Below are 16,251 nucleotides of genomic sequence, written 5' to 3'. Positions count from 1 at the left end.
ATTTCGACTGCCGACCGCCTATTCCCGACTGCCGCTTCTCAATCGTCGTTCGCCGCGTTCAGTTCCTCCGGCCGCAGGCCTTCGTCATGCGGACGCGGCCAGGGCAGGAAACCGGCGTCGAAGACGTCCCCGGCGAAGTAGCCCAGCGCCCGCTGCGCCTCGGCCCCGTCATAGGCGGCCCGGGCCATCAGATGCTCGATCACCTGGCGCGCCTGATCCAGCTTCGCCTTGAGGTCGGCGACGTTTTCGTTGGTCATGGCCTGCTGCTCCCACCTGTGCGATCACCTGTACGATTCGCGGAAATTAGCGCATGAAGCGCGTCGCGCGACAACCGCTTTTCCTCGACTCCTCCCGTGTTTCGTGCCAATCCCGTGCCTATATGGATACCGACATGGACACGCTCGACATCAAGATCTGCGGCCTGAAGACGCCGGAAGCGATCGCCGCCGCGCTCGGCGGCGGGGCCAGCCATGTCGGCTTCATCTTCTTTCCCAAGAGCCCGCGCCATATCGAGCCAGAGGATGCCGCCACCTTGCGCGAGGCCGCGCGCGGCAAGGCGCTGGCGGTCGCCGTCACGGTCGATGCCGATGACGGCCTTTTGGACCGCATCGTCGCGGCGATGCGGCCCGACATGCTGCAACTGCATGGCCGCGAAACGGCCGAGCGGGTCGCCGCCGTCAAGGCGCGCTATGACCTGCCGGTCATCAAGGCGCTTTCGGTGCGCGAGGCCGCCGATCTCGAGGCTATAGGGCCGTATCAGGGGATCGCCGACCGCTTCCTGTTCGACGCCAAGCCGCCGAAGGGCTCCGAGCTTCCCGGCGGCAACGGGGTTTCCTTCGACTGGTCGCTCCTTTCCGCCATTCCCGCAGACACGGACTATTTCCTCTCCGGCGGCCTCAATGCGGGCAATATCAGCGAAGCCCTTCGCGTCGCCGCCCCTCGTGCCATTGATGTCTCCTCCGGCGTCGAGAGCGCGCCGGGGACCAAGGACCCGGCGCTGATCGAGGCGTTTTTCCGTGCGGCGAGAGCCGGCCGCGCGCATCGCGCCGCTTGACAGACACGGCGAAAGCATGTCGGGAAAGACGAAACCGGCCGCGCCGCAGGCGCGCCGGCAGGCCATGACAGGAGATCGGCGATGAACAAGCCGGCTTTGCCCAATTCCTTCCGCACCGGACCCGACGAACAGGGCATGTTCGGCATTTTCGGCGGCCGTTTCGTCGCCGAGACGCTGATGCCGCTGATCCTCGAGCTCGAGCAGGAATGGAACAAGGCCAAGGACGATCCGGCGTTCAAGGCCGAGTTGACCGCGCTCTCCACCTTCTATGCCGGGCGGCCGTCGAAACTCTATTTCGCCGAGGGGCTGACCAGGCATCTCGGCGGCGCGAAAATCTATTTCAAGCGCGAGGACCTGAACCACACAGGCTCGCACAAGATCAACAACTGCCTCGGCCAGATCCTGCTCGCCAAGCGCATGGGCAAGACGCGCATCATCGCCGAAACGGGCGCCGGCCAGCACGGCGTCGCCTCGGCCACGGTCGCGGCGCGCTTCGGCTATCCCTGCGTGGTCTATATGGGCGCCACAGACGTCGAGCGGCAGAAGCCGAACGTCTTCCGCATGAAGCTTCTCGGTTCCGAGGTGCGGCCCGTCAGTGCCGGCCACGGCACGCTGAAGGACGCGATGAACGAAGCGCTGCGCGACTGGGTCACCAATGTCGAGGACACCTACTACCTGATCGGCACCGCTGCCGGCCCGCATCCGTATCCGGAGATGGTGCGCGACTTCCAGTCGGTGATCGGCACGGAGGCACGTGCCCAGATCCTCGAACAGGAAGGCCGGCTGCCCGACGTCATCATCGCCGCCGTCGGCGGCGGCTCCAACGCGATCGGCCTGTTCCACCCCTTCCTCGACGATACCGACGTCAGGATCATCGGCATCGAGGCCGGCGGGCGCGGGCTGGACGGCATCGAGCACTGCGCCTCGATGAACGCCGGCAAGCCCGGCGTGCTGCACGGCAACCGCACCTACCTCCTGCAGAACGCGGACGGGCAGATCCTCGACGGCCATTCGATCTCGGCCGGGCTGGACTATCCCGGCGTCGGACCGGAGCACTCGTGGCTGCGCGACTCGGGCCGCGTCGACTATCGACCGATCCTCGACGACGAGGCGCTGGAGGCCTTCCAGCTCTGCACCAAAACGGAAGGCATCATTCCAGCGCTGGAATCCTCGCACGCCATCGCCCACGCCATGAAGATCGCTCCGACGATGGGCAAGGACGAGATCATCATCGTCAACCTGTCGGGCCGCGGCGACAAGGACGTGCATACGGTGGCCGGCATGATGGGCATGGAGATCTGAGATGACGGCCACCCGCATCGACCGCCGCATGGCGAAGCTCAAGGTTGAGGGGCGCCCGGCGCTCGTGACCTATTTCATGGGCGGCGACCCGGATTACGAGACCTCGCTGTCGATCATGAAGGCGCTGCCGAAGGCGGGTTCCGACGTCATCGAGCTCGGCATGCCCTTCTCCGACCCGATGGCCGACGGTCCGGCGATCCAGGCCTCCGGCCTGCGCGCGCTGAAAGGCGGGCAGACGCTGGTGAAGACGCTGGCGATGGCGGCCGACTTCCGCAAGACCGACGACGACACGCCGATCGTGATGATGGGCTACTACAACCCCATCTATATCTACGGCGTCGACCGTTTCCTGGCGGACGCCAAGGCGTCCGGTATCGACGGACTGATCATCGTCGACCTGCCGCCGGAGATGGACGAGGAACTGTGCCTGCCGGCGCTGAAGGCGGGCATCAACTTCATCCGGCTGGCGACGCCGACGACCGACGACAAGCGCCTGCCCAAGGTGCTGCAGAACACGTCCGGCTTCGTCTATTACGTCTCGATGACCGGCATCACCGGCTCGGCGCTGGCCGACACGACAAAGGTGGCCGAGGCCGTGAAGCGCATCAAGCAGCATACGGCGCTTCCCGTCTGCGTCGGCTTCGGCGTCAAGACCGCCGAGCAGGCGCGCGTCATCGGCGCTTCCGCCGACGGCGTGGTGGTGGGCACGGCGATCGTCAACGCGGTCGCCAACGTCATCGGGCCGAAGGGCGAGACCACCGCCGACCCGGCCGAAGCCGTCGCCACGCTGGTCGGCGGCCTTGCCCAGGGCGTGCGCCAGGCGCGCCTTGCTGCCGCCGAATAGTTCGCCTACCTCTCCTGATCCCCAAAAGGGTCGGGATATGGATTTGATCCCGGCAAAGGAGCCGAAACCATGAACTGGATCACCAATTTCGTTCGCCCCCGCATCAATTCCATGCTCGGACGGCGCGAGGTCCCCGAGAACCTCTGGGTGAAGGATCCCGAGACCGGCGAGATGGTCTTCCACAAGGATCTGGAGGAGAACCAGTTCGTCATCCCGTCTTCCGGCCATCACATGAAGATCTCGGCCAAGGAGCGGCTGAAGTTCTTCTTCGACGAAGGAAGATACGAGGTCATCGAGAACCCGAAGGTCGCGCAGGACCCGCTGAAGTTCCGCGACGAGAAGCGCTATACCGACCGTCTCAAGGACGCCAAGGCCAAAACCGGGCTGGAAGACGCCATCCTCAACGCGCTCGGCACGATCGAGGGTCTGCCGATCGTCGCCACCGTGCAGGACTTCGCCTTCATGGGCGGTTCACTCGGCATGGCCGCCGGCGAGGCGATCGTGAATGCCTTCGATACGGCGCTCAAGCGCAAGCGCCCGCTGGTGCTGTTCGCCGCTTCCGGCGGCGCGCGCATGCAGGAGGGCATTTTGTCCCTGATGCAGCTTCCCCGAACGACCGTGGGCGTGGACCGGCTGAAGGAGGCCGGCCTGCCCTATATCGTCGTGCTCACCAATCCGACCACGGGCGGCGTCACCGCCTCCTACGCCATGCTGGGCGACGTGCATATCGCCGAGCCCGGCGCGCTGATCGGCTTCGCCGGCCCGCGCGTCATCGAGCAGACCATCCGCGAAAAGCTGCCCGAGGGCTTCCAGCGCTCCGAATATCTGATGGAGCACGGCATGGTCGACATGGTGGTGTCGCGTCTGGAGATGAAGAAGACGGTGGCCAACCTGCTCAAGCTTTTCATGAAGGTGCCGGCAGAGGAAAAGCCGCTGGAGCCGGAAATCCTGCCGCCCGCGGTGGCCGAGCAGGAAGTGCGGCCGTCGGCCTGACCATTGGCTCGTCATCCCGGAAAACGACGGGAGCGAAGCGATCCGTCGCGTATCGGAGACATGTTCCGGAACCTTGGCTATATGACGGACTGGATCCCGCTCGCGATCGTGTCACTTCCTTGGCTGGGATGAAGGCCTTCCAAACCTGATGGCGTCTTGCCCGAGATGTTCCCATGACACTTCTTTCCGCCCACGGTGAGATCGAGCGCCTGATGACGCTGCATCCGAAAGGCTTCGACCTTTCGCTCGAGCGCGTCACGCGCCTGCTCGAGAAGCTCGGCAATCCGCAGGACAGGTTGCCGCCGGTCATCCACATCGCCGGCACAAACGGCAAGGGGTCCTGCGCGGCCTTCGCGCGCGCGTTGCTGGAGGCGGCGGGATACAGCGTTCACGTGCACACCTCGCCGCATCTCGTCCACTGGAACGAACGCTACCGGCTGGGGGCGCCCGGCGGCGGCAGGCTGGTGGAGGACGCGATGTTCGCCGACGCGATTCGGCGCGTGGCCGATGCCAATCAAGGCCAGACGATCACGGTGTTCGAGATCCTGACGGCGGTCGGCTTCGTGCTGTTTTCGGAGCATCCGGCCGACGCCGCCATCATCGAGGTGGGATTGGGCGGGCGTTTCGACGCCACCAATGTCATCAGGCAGCCAGCGGTCTCGGTCGTCATGCCGATCTCACTCGACCACGAAGCCTATCTCGGCGACCGGATCGAGCTGATCGCGGCCGAGAAGGCCGGCATCCTCAAGCCGGGCTGTCCGGCCGTGATCGGCCAGCAGGAATTCGACGCCGCGCTCGACGTGATCGCCGATACGGCCGAGCGCCTGGGTTCGCCCGTCGCCATATACGGCCAGGATTTCCTGGCCTTCGGCGAGAACGGCCGCATGGTCTACCAGGACGAAGACGGGCTGATGGACCTGTCGCCGCCACGCCTGCCTGGCCGGCACCAGTTCGCCAACGCCGCGGCGGCGATCGCCGCGGTCAAGGCGGCCGGCTTCGATATCGGGCAGCGGGCGGCCGACAAGGCTATGGAAACAGTCTCCTGGCCCGGACGGATGCAGAAGCTGGCGCAGGGGCGGCTGGTCGACCTTGGGCCTGCCGGCGCCGACATCTGGCTCGACGGCGGCCACAATCCCGGCGCCGGCCTTGTCGTCGCCGAGGCACTGGCCGAGCAAGAGGAAAAAAACCCGCGGCCGCTTTTCATGATCGCGGGCATGATCAACACGAAGGACCAGGCCGGCTATTTCCGCGCCTTCCACGGGCTGGTCCGCCATGTCTACACGGTGCCGGTATCGACCAGCGATGCGGGCGTGCCCAACGACGAACTCGCGGTGCGCGCCGCCGAGGCCGGCCTGTCGGCGGAGCCGGTCAATTCGGTCGGCGAGGCACTGATGCTGTTGCGCGACACGCTGGGAGAGGACGAGGCGCCGCCACGCATCCTGATCGGCGGCTCGCTCTATCTCGCCGGCACGGTGCTTGCCGAAAACGGCACGCCGCCAGTGTAGGGTTCAACCGTAGAGTTCAGCCGGCGAGAAGGCGCATCGCCGCCGGCAGGGCCAGCGAGAGGCCCGACAGGAACAACAGCACGAAGACGATTATCTTGAGCAGCGCATCCGGCAAAGGCGGCGGCCAGCGGCGGGCGGCATAAGTCATGACCATGACGACCGGCACCGCTGCCACGCCGGCGAGCGTCGAGGGCGGCGGAATGTTGCCGGTCGCCGCGACCAGCGAAAGCCGCACCACTTGCGCCAGACCGAAGGCGGCGACGAGCGTTTCACGGATTCTGGCGACCGGCATGGGCTGCCGGTAGAAGTGATAAACCAGCGGCGGACCACCGGTTGAAAACAGCCCGCTCATAAGGCCGGAAACGATGCCGAAACCGATGAAGCTGGCGTCCGGCGATGGCCGGTCCAGCACCTTGCGCCGGGCGGCCAGTTGCAGGCTGGACGCCATGATGACCGCTCCCAGCACAATCCGCAGGGCATCGGCACGGCTGTCGGCCAACCATTCCAGCACAACGTAGCCGACGACCAGAGTCGGCAGACTGGCCAACAGGACGAGGCGCAGCGCATGCCGGGCGACATGGCGCCAACCACCGTGAAGGACCATTTGCGTTGTGTTCACCAGCGATAGTATCCCGACCACGACCGCCGCGTCCGGAAGCGGCAGCAGGCCGAAAAGCGCGATGAACCCCATCATCACCAAGCCGAAGGCGAAGCCGGTGACGGTCTGCACATAGGCCGCCACGCCGGCCAGCGCCAGGAACGCGCCAAGGGCCTGAGCGTTCATCGCTGTTCGCGGCCGGTTTGGCGGTCAGGCATCGGGCTCGGCATCCGCGCGGGCTACTTCAACTCGATCTCGATGAAGGCGTATTCGGTGTCGTTGGCGTTGACGACGTCGTGCTCGACGCCTTCCCTGCGAAAATAGGGAACGCCTGCCTTCATCTCGCCGAAGGATTCGCCCTCGGCCGTGAGCAGTTTCAGCCTGCCGTCCATCAGCGGCACGACGACATAGTCGTGGCCGTGGCAGTGCCAGCCGGTGGCGGCCCCCGGCGCAAAGCGCCATTCCGTGACGGTCACCCGTTCATTGTCGACGAAAACGGTGGATTTCGCGGCGGCAGCCATGGCGCTTCTCCTTCGTGGCAAACAAAGACGGAGCGCAGTACGGCGCGCGAGAGCCAGCGGCGCGCAACCGGTCGCGCCAATGAAAAAGCCCGGCGCGACGGCCGGGCTTTCGAACGGCGGATTCAACCCCGCGTCAGGCTACAGCGGCGCCGATCCAGTGCGACAGCGCGGTCTTCGGAGCGGCGCCGACCTTGATGTCGGCCACTTCGCCGCCCTTGAACATCATCAGCGTGGGAATGGAGCGCACGCCGAATTGCGCGGCAAGCTCCGGGTTCTCGTCTATGTTGAGCTTGGCGACCTTGACCTTGCCGCCGAGCTCGGAGGCGATCTCTTCCAGCGCCGGGGCGATCATCTTGCAGGGGCCGCACCACTCCGCCCAGAAATCGACGACGACGGGCTCCTTGGCATCGAGCACGTCGGCCTGGAAATTGTTCTTGTCGACCTTGACGGTGGTCATGGGAAGGATTCCTTTCGATTGACGGTCGTGCCAGATGTGGTGGTGCAAGCCCACTCTTTCAAGCAGGTCTTGTGTCACGCATCGGTGAGTCGGGCAAGCGCCTCGTCCATGACCGTTTCGGGCAGTTCGACCAGGCGCGCCGCCTCGGTGAACAGCAGCGCGGCGGCTATCCGGCGCCCGGAATAGAGCGGCCGCAGCAGCGCGCGGTAAAGGGCAAGCTGCAGGACATAGGCCTGCGGAATTTCGGCCAGCGAAGACGGCGCGACGCGGTTGGTCTTGTAATCGATGATCCAGACCGTATCGGGTGTGACCGCCAGCCGGTCGATCTTGCCCGAGACGGAGCGGCGGCGGCCGCGCAGATCGATCTCGCCCATGATCGCGACCTCGGCGCGCGAGCCCGGCGAGAAGATCGACGCGAAACGGGGATCGCCGAGAATGGCCTCGACCTGCGCCAGCGCCAGGTCGCGGTCACCCTGCGGCCAGCTGGCGGCGGCGCGCGCAAGGTAACGTTCGGCCGCGGCCGCGCGGCGATCCTCCGCCATACCGGGCAGGGTTTGCAGCAGCTTGTGGAGGACGAGACCCTTGCGGATGGCGAAGCCCGGCTCGTCTTCGATGTCCAGCACAGGCGAACGCGCATCGATCACAGCCTCCTCGACCGGCTCGATCAACGCGATCGCACCCGACGGCGAGAGCGGCCGAGGCAGATCCTCGACCGGCGGCAGCGGCGTTCTCAGATCGACCGGCGGCGGCGAAGCCACCCGCGTATCGGAAGCGTCCTCCGAAACGACGGCTTCAAGCGGCGGCAGGTCTGACACACGGAAGCGGATGACCGGCTCGCCGCCCGCCGGATGCGGCCGCTCGCTGCTTTGCGGCGCGGCACCCAGGGCGCGGCTGACGCGCGCGTGCCATGCGTCGGCATTCTGCGCCCGCTTGCCGTGATAGCCGCAGACGATCAGCCGGTCCTCGGCGCGCGTCATGCCGACATAGAGCAGACGGCGGTATTCGTCGTCGGCGAGGTCGCGGGCCATAAGCGCGGCGGAATCGGACACCGTGTTCCTGACGTCCGCGCCGGCGCGCCAGAACCAGCCCTTGCCGCGCCAGAGCCGGCCGGGGCCCGGAAACGGCATCAGCCTCGGCAGATGCGAATCGCTGAACGGGGCCGCACCGCTGTCGACCAGGAACACCACCGGGGCTTCCAGGCCCTTGGCGGCGTGGACGGTCATGATGCGCACCTCATCGCGGCTCTGGTCCATCTCGCGCTTGATCTCGGGGCCGGCATTGTCGAGCGTGGCGAGGAAGGAGCCGAGGCCCGGCAGGCCGGTGCGCTCCTCGGCCAGGCAGAAATTCATGAATTCGTCGAGGATCTCGCCGGCTTCCGGTCCGAGCCGGGCGATCATCTTCGCGCGCACACCGTCGCGCGCCAGACAATCGGCATAGAACTCGAAGACCGGCCGGAAGGCCGCCTGGTTCGACCATGTGAAGAGTTGCGCAACGATGGCGGCCAGTGCGGGATCGGCTTCGGCCCGACTGCGTAACGCGCCAAACAAGGAAAGCCCGGACGGGCGCTCGGCGGCCAGCGTCAACAGCCTGTCTTCCGCGACATCGAAGATCGGAGAGCGCAACACGGCGGCGAGCGACAGGTCGTCCTCCGGCTGGAGAAGGAATCGGCCGAGCGCGGCGAGGTCCTTGACTGCTATATGGGCGGGAAGCTGCAGCCGGTCCGCGCCCGCGACCGGAATCCCCTTTTCCTTCAGGCTGCGCGACAAAGCGTGGACGAAGCGGTCGCGCTTGCGCACCAACACCACCACGTCGCCGGCCTTGAGCCGCCTGCCCTGGCCCTCCAGCAGCTCGCCATTCGCAAGCCAGAGGCGGATCGTCTCGCCGATCTGCTCGGCAAGCCGCACGGCAGGCGCGCTGGCATGGTTGACGGGCAGCGTCCAGTCGTCGGGCTCCTCGACGGCCTCCGCACCCAGCGAGGGCCAGACTTCGACATAACCCGGCGCGTTGTGACGGATCGGCTTGTGGTCGAGCGGGTCCGGATCGTGGCTGATGCCGCGCCGCATGGCTTCATCGGCGAAGACGCGGTCGACTGCCTCCAGCACGTCGCCGGTCGAACGGAACGACCAGGTGAGCTTCAGGTCGGCGAAAGCGGCATTGCCGCCACGCACACGCGTGGCGAAGAACTGCCGGCTTTCATGAAACGACTGCGGCGCCGCGCCCTGGAAGGAATAGATCGACTGCTTCTCGTCGCCGACCGCGAAGACGGTGCGGGTAACGCGGTCGCGCGCGCCGTGACCGGCGAAGAACTCCTCGGCCAGCCTGCGCACGACCTCCCATTGCTCCGGGCTGGTGTCCTGCGCCTCGTCGAGCAGGATGTGATCGATGCCCTGGTCGAGCTTGTATTGCACCCACGGCCCGGCGTCGGCGCGCGACAGGAGGTTGACGGTGCGCACGATCAGGTCGTTGAAATCGAGGAAGCCGCGCCCGCGCTTCACCTGTTCGTAGCGGGCGATCAGCCAGTCGGCGATGGTGAGCGCGGCGCGCGTGCCTTCGAGCATGCGAAACAGCGCCAGCCTGTCGCAGGTTTCCATGATGGCGGACGCGGCGTCGAGGTAGCGTTCCGGCAGGTCGGGAAGAGCGGCGAGCAGCGCCTTCTTGAACGCCTTGCCGGGCTCGTATGGCATGCCGTCCGACTTCAAAAACCCGTCGGCCAGGAGTTTCAGGCGGCGTACCGGATCGGCTTCGGCGAAGGCCGCCACCGCATGCGGCAATATATTGTTGAGAACGGTGCGCGCGTCGCTGGCGTCGGTCGCAGCCACGAAGTCAGAGAAGTAAGACGGCTCAAAACCCGGAAGCGGCCAGATGCTCCCCGCGATCTCCGCTGCCGTCTCACCTTCCGCGAAGCCGAATTCCTCGAACAGCGCCCGGAACCGGTCGCCCGTCCCGCCGACCTCGCGGATGAAGGCGCGCAGGGCGTCGCGCTTGCGCACGATCTCGGCAAGCAGCGCATCGAGCCCGGTCTCGCCGGCCCGTTCCAGCACGGTGGCGAAGGCCTCCGTGAGTTCGGGATTGTCGCCGGCGCCCGCGCCGGTGATCATGTCGCGGCGGGTCGCGGCGAACAGCGCCCGCTCCATCTGCGGGTCGAGCATCTGGAAGTTGGCGGCGATGTTCGCCTCCAGCGGGAACTGGTGCAGCACCGCCTCGCAGAAGGCGTGGATCGTCTGGATTTTCAGACCGCCCGGCGTCTCCAGCGCTTCGGCGAACAGGCGGCGCGCCCGCCGCAGCGCACTCTCGTCCGCCGGCCCGCCGTCGAGCTCGGCTATCCTTTGCGCCAGCGTCTCGTCGGGGAGGATCGTCCATTCCGAAAGCACGGAAAAGACGCGGGCCGACATGTTGGCAGCGGCGGCGCGCGTATAGGTCAGGCACAGGATCTTCGACGGGTCGGTGCCGCGCAGGAGGAGCCGCACTACGCGGTTCGCCAGCACATGCGTCTTGCCGGAGCCGGCATTGGCCGAAACCCAGGCGGACTGGGCCGGGTCGGAGGCGCGCGCCTGGATGGAAAGCGTGTCCTGGGGGATGCGAAGCGGGCTCTTCACGCCTCGCTCTCCCCGCCATCGGGACCGTCGCCGCCGGCCAGCCATTCGGCGGTGCGGGCGAGATGGTCGTAGTCGCCGTCGGTCTCGCCCTCGCGCATCGGCAGAGCGCGCGACAGATAGCCGGTTTGCGGATCGCCATAATGTTCGAGCAGGCGCTCCAGCCGGGACCAGGCGTCTTCGGACAGGTCTTCTGCGCTGCGCGGCTGCTTCCTGTATTCGAGGACCGATTCGGGTTCCACCTCGCCATTCGCCCTCAGCCGCACGAAGGCGAGGTCTGCCGGCTCGCGCGGACCGAGTTCGGGGAAGGCGCCGCGCCTCAGCAGCGCGCCCTCCAGCGCGAGTTGCGGCGCGAGCAGCGTATGCGCTTGCGCCTTGGAAGGCGAGGTGCCGGTCTTGTAGTCGAGGATGTCGGCCATGCCGCCGGCGAGAAGGTCAATACGGTCGGCATAGCCGGACAATGTAGCGCCGGTCGAGCCGATGGCCGTGTGTCCGGCGCGCGCCTCGGCGAAGCGCCGGGAAACAGCATCCGCGCGGCGCCGCTCCCAGGCGAGAATGTTGCCCGCCAGCTTTTCGAAGCGCGGCCACCAGACAGCCGCGACATCATCCGGCAGTTCCGCCTCGGCGAAGCAGGTCCGGCCCGCCTCGACCAGCGCCGCGAGCGCGCCGTCGTCGCGCGGGTCCTCCACGGCCTTGGAGAAGCGGTGCAGGATTTCGTGGAACAGCGTGCCCCGCTCGGCGGCACCCGGATCGCGCACCAGCGGCTCGACCGGCATCAGGCCAAGGATGCGGCGGGCATAGACGGCATAGGGATCGCGCCGCAGCGTCTCGATCTCGGTGACGGAGAAACGGCGCGGGCGAAGGGCAAGCGGCGGCTTCGGCTCCGGCCGCGGCGCGAAATCGACCCGTTCGGACTCGTCCAGCGCGCGCGACCACGACAGGACTTGCGCCCCACGCCCGCGCATGGCGGCGGCCTGATCCTCACCGAGGAAGGTAAGAAGTCGCTGCAGCCACCGCGAAGGTGCGGCCGGCGCGTCGCCCGCGCGCGCCGCGCGTGTCAGCACCAGCCTCGGCGTGCCCGCCGCCATCTGGAAATCATGCGCGGCGAGACCGATCCGACGTTCCGGCGGATCGAGGTCGATGCCGGTGCGCATCAGCCGCGACAGGAAGCGGTCGCCCTGCGGCTTGCGCGGCCACACGCCTTCGTTGAGGCCGCCGACGACAAGCGTGTCGACGCTTTGCAGCCTCGCCTCCAGGGCGCCCCATATGGCGACCGTGTGGTCGGCGCCGTGCGCGGGCTTGACGGTGACGGGAGCGACCAGCGCCTCCATGACGTCCGGCCACTCGCCCGGATCGAGCGGAAAGGATTCGCTTGCCGCGACCAGTTCGCGCAGCAGCCCGGCCAGCTTTTCGCCGGCGTCACCCTTGTAAAGCTCGGCCAGCGCGCCGTCCTGCCTCCGGCCAAGCGCCTCGAGAGCCGTTACGCTGGCGCGGATCATGTGCGAGAATTCGACCGCGTCTTCGCCGCGCAGGGCGGCAAGCGGCGCGACGGCGGCGGCAAGACGGCCCAGCAATGCGCGCGCCTCGTCGCGGCGCGCAGACGAAATCCGTCGCAGCCAGAACGGCGGACGCGTCGCCTTGTCGAGCTTCGTCAGCCGGCTTTCAAACAGCGCGTCCAGCGAGGCGACGTCGGGCCGCCCGGTTCCGCCGCGCAGCGTCACCAGTTCGATCGTCCGCTCTGCTCGCCGCACCAGGGCGCGGTCGAGATCGGCCGTCAGCAGCGGGTGTTTGAGAAGCGACAAGATGGCAACCGGATCGCCCGGCCGGAACGCCGTTTCCAGCAACAGCCTGAGCAGCGTGGCGGGCGGTGTGCCGGCCAGCGGCGTGCCGCCGGAATCGTCCGCGGCAATGCCGAACCGCTTCAGCTCCGATGCGACGCGACGCGCCAGGGCACGGTCGCCGGTGACGAGCGCCGCGCGATGGCCTTTCTCCTCTATCGCCAGCCGCAGCGCCACGGCGATGGCCGCTGCCTCGTCACGCTCGTTCGCCGCCTCGATCAGCGTGACCTCGGCGAAGGCTTGGCGCATCGCGTCGTCGGCGAAGTTGCGGCGGGTCTGTCTCCACAATTCGGTGGTCTCGGCCGGGCGCATGGCTTCGCCAAGTAGCGTGCGGCGCAGGCCGAGCGCCTCGTTGCTCACGCCCAGTTCCTCTACGTCGCGCGGCAGGATGCCCAGCCGACCGAGCAGCCTGACCAGGCCGTATTGCGGGTGGCCGAGCACCGCGGGGCGCATGTCGGGTGTCGTGAGCGCGACCAAGGTCGGCTGATCCATGCCGATATCGAGCCCGGGCAGGACGACGGCGCCGTTGGGTAGGGCGGCGATGGCCGCCAGCAGATCGGCGGTGGCGGGGATCGAGCCCGTCGAGCCCGCGGCGACGACGGGACCCGAAGGCGGATTGCGGCGCAGCCGCCCGGCCTCGAGGCGGATCGTCGCGTTGCGATGCGCCGACGGGTCGGAGCGGCCGCGATCCTCCAGCAGCTTCGGCCAGTTCTCGGTCACGATCTTGAGGAAATCGAGCGTCACCTGCCACCAGCCGGCGAGATTGCCGTCGACGAGACCGGAGAGCCGCGTCCAGTCCGAGCCTTCCGTCTCGATCTCGTCGATCAGGCGCGCAAGGTCGCGCGCCAGCCAGACGGCGTCGGCGGTCGAGGCCGGCACCACGATCTCCTCCTCGAAGAGCGCCGCCACATGGGCCGGCAGGCGGCGCTTCCATGCCCTGACCAGCGGCGCCAGCAGGAGAAGCCGGTCGGTCGCGCCGATCGGCGGGGCAAGGTCCAGCGTCTCCGGATCGGCGTCGTTTTCCTCGAATGCCGCCTCGTCCTCGTCGAAATCGCCGAGCGGGCGGATGACGGGAAGGATGGCAGTGCTCCCGCCGACGCCGCATTTGCCGAGCGCGGCGGTGAATTCGGCGCGAAGCGCGCGCGCGGCACGGCGGGTCGGGACGAAAATCGTGGTGTCGGCAAGCGCCAGCGGGTCGCCGCCGAAGCGGAAGCTTGGAACAAGGCGTCCCGAAAGCAGCGTCTCGACCAAGGTGGGCAGAAAGGGAGCGCCTGGCTGGATCGAGAATACGCGCGGCCCGCTCATGACGCCCCGGCGAGCGCCCGCGCCACGGCCGTTCCCGCCGGTGCGATTGCGTCGGGCGTGCCGACCGTGATCCAGTGGCCACGCATCGCCATGCCGTACAGGCGGCCGGCGGCGATGGCCTCGTCGAAATAGCGGTTGAGCGACAGCGGACCGGCAGGCGCGCCGGCAAAGATGCGCGGATGCACGATCGCCGCGCCGGCGTAGATCAGGCCGTTCGGATCCTTGTCGGCGCGCGACAGCCTGCCATCCTCCGCCACGAGGAAATCGGTGCTGCCGCTGTGTCCGGTCGCCTTTTCGAGAGATGCGAGCATGAGCAGAATATCCATCCGCCCGATGTCCCATTCAAGGGCGAGTCGTTCGAGATTCGACTGTCCGGCATCGATCCAGAACGTATCGGCGTTCAGGATGAAGAACGGTGCCGGCCCGAGTTCGCCGAGCGCCTTGACGATGCCGCCGGCCGAATCGAGCAGGCCGGCGCTTTCATCGGAGACGACGATGCGAGGCCGGGCACGGCCGGCCAGATGCCTGACGATCTGTTCGGGCAGGTAATGGACGTTGACGACCGCCTTCTCCACGCCGGCTGCCGCCAGCGAATCCAGGCCCCAATCGAGAAGCGCCTTGCCGGCGACCCTGACGAGAGGCTTGGGCATCGTGTCGGTGACGGGGCGCATGCGCTTGCCGAGACCGGCGGCAAGGACCATTGCAACGTTCGGCGTCCGTTTCGCCCTCACAGCACTCGCTCCTCCAGAATGCCATGCTCCTCGTAGAAGGCGCGCAGGCCGGCCAATGCCGGATGCGCGACCGCGCGGCGCAGATAGGCACGGATGCGCGGCAGGTGCTTCAGATAGGCGGGCTTGCCGTCGCGCCGGTCGAGGCGCACGAAAATCCCGAGAATCTTGGAGTTTCGCTGCGCCGCCATGATGGCATAAGCCTCGCGGAAATGGTCCTCGTCGAAGGCGCCAGCCTCCTTGCGCGCCGCGATATAGGCGGCGAGCGTGGCCTGTTCGATGTCCTCAGGCACCGTCACGCGCGCGTCCAGGGCGAGGGAGGCGACATCGTAGGCGGGAGGGCCGACCAGCGCGTCCTGGAAATCGAGGATGCCCAACCGGTTCAAGCCGGCACGCTCACCGCGCCATACGATGTTCGGCGAATGGAAATCGCGCAGCATCAGCGTCGTTTCGCTGCCGGCCAGCCGATCGATCAGCGCATCCCATTCGCGGCGGAACGCCGCGCGCAATGCCTCGCCGGCGGGGGCGCCTGTGACGGCGGGAACATACCAGTCGACCAGCAGTTCCGCCTCGATCATCATGGCGTCGCGGTCGAAAGGCGGCACGACATGGCGGACACCCGGCCGAACCTCCATGTCGTAGGACCAGCGTTGCGCGTGCATGAAAGCCAGCAGTTCGGCGGCGGCGGCATAGCGTTCGCGCATCGGCCTGCTTTCGGCGTCGAGGAAGCTGCCTGAACCCAGATGCTCCAGCAGGGCAAAACCCTTGCCGAGGTCGTCGGCATAAATCTCCGGCACCGTCACGCCGGCCTTTGCCAGCGCCTTGTCGACGGCGACGAAGGCGGCGATGTCGCGCGACGTGTGGGCGATCTCGGCATAGGCCTTATCGCCGCGCACCGGCGGCCCGAGCACGAGCGGCGGCGCGTTCATCAGCACGCGCGGCGGCGCGCCGGCCAGCCGCACGATCTCGTAGGAACGCGCGGAGGCATCACCGACGAAGCGGCGGCGGGAAGCTTCGCCCCATCCGGCGCGCCCGAGAAAATCGCGCATGGCAAGTGAGCGGGCGAAACGCTCCACCACGGAATCGGAACCGGTCAGGCGCGCCGTCCTGCCGTCGCCTTCATGCAGCAGGTCGATCGTGAGGGTGGTCGCCGGCAGTCGACCGGCGGCGCGCTCCGGCCATTCGACCAGCGCGGCGCCACCGTCGATGGCTTCCTCGAAGCCCAGTTCGTCCAGCTCGGACGGATCGCCCAGCCGGTAGAGGTCGAAATGATGCACGGGTGGCGCCGTATCGTAGCTCTGGACAAGCGTGAAGGTGGGACTCGGCACGTCGAGCGCCGCATCGTCGGCCAGAGCCCGGATCAACGCCCGCGCCAGCGTCGACTTGCCCGCGCCGAGATCGCCGCGCAGCGCCAGCACGTCGCCGGCCTTGAGCGCCATGGCGAGGTCTTCGCCCAGGCGAAGTGTCGCGGCCTCGTCGGGAAGAAAGCGCTCCAGCGTCTTCGCCGCCATGT

The 16,251-nt window shown here is 67.5% G+C and carries 13 protein-coding genes; 5 read left to right on the top strand and 8 right to left on the bottom strand.

All coding sequences use genetic code 11. The features are described from left to right. Positions 1–38: 38 nt before the first annotated feature. Positions 39–257 carry a hypothetical protein gene (locus tag ABMA46_RS15815; protein ID WP_349000758.1) on the bottom strand — a complete coding sequence of 73 codons (219 nt, stop codon included), beginning with the start codon at positions 255–257 and terminating at the stop codon, positions 39–41. Positions 258–391: 134 nt separating this feature from the next. On the opposite strand from ABMA46_RS15815, the gene ABMA46_RS15810 reads away from it, so the two are divergent. From ABMA46_RS15810 to ABMA46_RS15790, 5 genes are all read left to right on the top strand, one after another. Further along, positions 392–1,054: a phosphoribosylanthranilate isomerase gene (locus ABMA46_RS15810; protein ID WP_349000756.1), complete on the top strand. Its 663-nt coding sequence runs from the start codon at positions 392–394 to the stop codon at positions 1,052–1,054. A gap of 81 nt (positions 1,055–1,135) precedes the next feature. Further along, a complete protein-coding gene (trpB, locus tag ABMA46_RS15805) occupies positions 1,136–2,356 on the top strand; it encodes a tryptophan synthase subunit beta (protein WP_349000755.1) in 1,221 nt (406 codons plus the stop codon). 1 nt (position 2,357) lies between these two features. Further along, complete coding sequence (trpA, locus tag ABMA46_RS15800; protein WP_349000754.1) at positions 2,358–3,200, top strand: tryptophan synthase subunit alpha; 843 nt, start codon at positions 2,358–2,360, stop codon at positions 3,198–3,200. Between the two features lie 69 nt (positions 3,201–3,269). Next, positions 3,270–4,193 carry an acetyl-CoA carboxylase, carboxyltransferase subunit beta gene (gene accD, locus ABMA46_RS15795; RefSeq protein ID WP_349000752.1) on the top strand — a complete coding sequence of 308 codons (924 nt, stop codon included), beginning with the start codon at positions 3,270–3,272 and terminating at the stop codon, positions 4,191–4,193. 173 nt (positions 4,194–4,366) lie between these two features. Beyond that, a complete protein-coding gene (locus ABMA46_RS15790; protein ID WP_349000750.1) occupies positions 4,367–5,698 on the top strand; it encodes a bifunctional folylpolyglutamate synthase/dihydrofolate synthase in 1,332 nt (443 codons plus the stop codon). Positions 5,699–5,714: 16 nt separating this feature from the next. Here the strand turns inward: ABMA46_RS15790 and ABMA46_RS15785 are convergent, their stop codons facing one another. From ABMA46_RS15785 to tsaE, 7 genes are all read right to left on the bottom strand, one after another. Further along, positions 5,715–6,482 (bottom strand): TSUP family transporter, encoded by a 768-nt coding sequence (locus tag ABMA46_RS15785; RefSeq protein WP_349000748.1) that lies wholly within the window; start codon positions 6,480–6,482, stop codon positions 5,715–5,717. A gap of 53 nt (positions 6,483–6,535) precedes the next feature. Further along, positions 6,536–6,817, bottom strand: coding sequence for a cupin domain-containing protein (locus ABMA46_RS15780; RefSeq protein ID WP_349000746.1), 282 nt, complete (start codon positions 6,815–6,817; stop codon positions 6,536–6,538). Between the two features lie 133 nt (positions 6,818–6,950). Further along, the gene (gene trxA, locus ABMA46_RS15775; protein ID WP_349000745.1) at positions 6,951–7,274 is read right to left on the bottom strand and encodes a thioredoxin; all 324 of its coding nucleotides are present in this window, start codon (positions 7,272–7,274) and stop codon (positions 6,951–6,953) included. 74 nt (positions 7,275–7,348) lie between these two features. Beyond that, on the bottom strand, positions 7,349–10,870 hold the full coding sequence (gene addA / locus ABMA46_RS15770) for a double-strand break repair helicase AddA (protein WP_349000743.1): 3,522 nt from the start codon (positions 10,868–10,870) through the stop codon (positions 7,349–7,351). Continuing rightward, on the bottom strand, positions 10,867–14,010 hold the full coding sequence (gene addB / locus ABMA46_RS15765; RefSeq protein WP_349000741.1) for a double-strand break repair protein AddB: 3,144 nt from the start codon (positions 14,008–14,010) through the stop codon (positions 10,867–10,869). The genes addA and addB overlap by 4 nt, the downstream gene beginning before the upstream one ends. Continuing rightward, entirely contained in the window at positions 14,007–14,711 is a 705-nt protein-coding gene (locus tag ABMA46_RS15760; RefSeq protein WP_349000739.1) for a nucleotidyltransferase family protein, read from the bottom strand. The genes addB and ABMA46_RS15760 overlap by 4 nt, the downstream gene beginning before the upstream one ends. Before the next feature lie 26 nt (positions 14,712–14,737). Continuing rightward, positions 14,738–16,249: a tRNA (adenosine(37)-N6)-threonylcarbamoyltransferase complex ATPase subunit type 1 TsaE gene (tsaE, locus tag ABMA46_RS15755; RefSeq protein WP_349000737.1), complete on the bottom strand. Its 1,512-nt coding sequence runs from the start codon at positions 16,247–16,249 to the stop codon at positions 14,738–14,740. Positions 16,250–16,251: the final 2 nt, after the last annotated feature.

The organism is Mesorhizobium hunchu (assembly GCF_040081975.1).
Classification (GTDB): Bacteria; Pseudomonadota; Alphaproteobacteria; order Rhizobiales; family Rhizobiaceae; genus Mesorhizobium; species Mesorhizobium hunchu.
Note: the sequence above shows the minus strand (reverse complement) of the source record. Positions and strands in the feature narration are given on the sequence as shown.

What these genes read in the sequence shown, in the direction of transcription:
- ABMA46_RS15815 (WP_349000758.1), bottom strand. Translation starts at nt 257, where the DNA reads ATGACCAACGAAAACGTCGCCGACCTCAAGGCGAAGCTGGATCAGGCG.
- ABMA46_RS15810 (WP_349000756.1), top strand. Translation starts at nt 392, where the DNA reads ATGGACACGCTCGACATCAAGATCTGCGGCCTGAAGACGCCGGAAGCG.
- trpB (WP_349000755.1), top strand. Translation starts at nt 1,136, where the DNA reads ATGAACAAGCCGGCTTTGCCCAATTCCTTCCGCACCGGACCCGACGAA.
- trpA (WP_349000754.1), top strand. Translation starts at nt 2,358, where the DNA reads ATGACGGCCACCCGCATCGACCGCCGCATGGCGAAGCTCAAGGTTGAG.
- accD (WP_349000752.1), top strand. Translation starts at nt 3,270, where the DNA reads ATGAACTGGATCACCAATTTCGTTCGCCCCCGCATCAATTCCATGCTC.
- ABMA46_RS15790 (WP_349000750.1), top strand. Translation starts at nt 4,367, where the DNA reads ATGACACTTCTTTCCGCCCACGGTGAGATCGAGCGCCTGATGACGCTG.
- ABMA46_RS15785 (WP_349000748.1), bottom strand. Translation starts at nt 6,482, where the DNA reads ATGAACGCTCAGGCCCTTGGCGCGTTCCTGGCGCTGGCCGGCGTGGCG.
- ABMA46_RS15780 (WP_349000746.1), bottom strand. Translation starts at nt 6,817, where the DNA reads ATGGCTGCCGCCGCGAAATCCACCGTTTTCGTCGACAATGAACGGGTG.
- trxA (WP_349000745.1), bottom strand. Translation starts at nt 7,274, where the DNA reads ATGACCACCGTCAAGGTCGACAAGAACAATTTCCAGGCCGACGTGCTC.
- addB (WP_349000741.1), bottom strand. Translation starts at nt 14,010, where the DNA reads ATGAGCGGGCCGCGCGTATTCTCGATCCAGCCAGGCGCTCCCTTTCTG.
- ABMA46_RS15760 (WP_349000739.1), bottom strand. Translation starts at nt 14,711, where the DNA reads ATGGTCCTTGCCGCCGGTCTCGGCAAGCGCATGCGCCCCGTCACCGAC.
- tsaE (WP_349000737.1), bottom strand. Translation starts at nt 16,249, where the DNA reads ATGGCGGCGAAGACGCTGGAGCGCTTTCTTCCCGACGAGGCCGCGACA.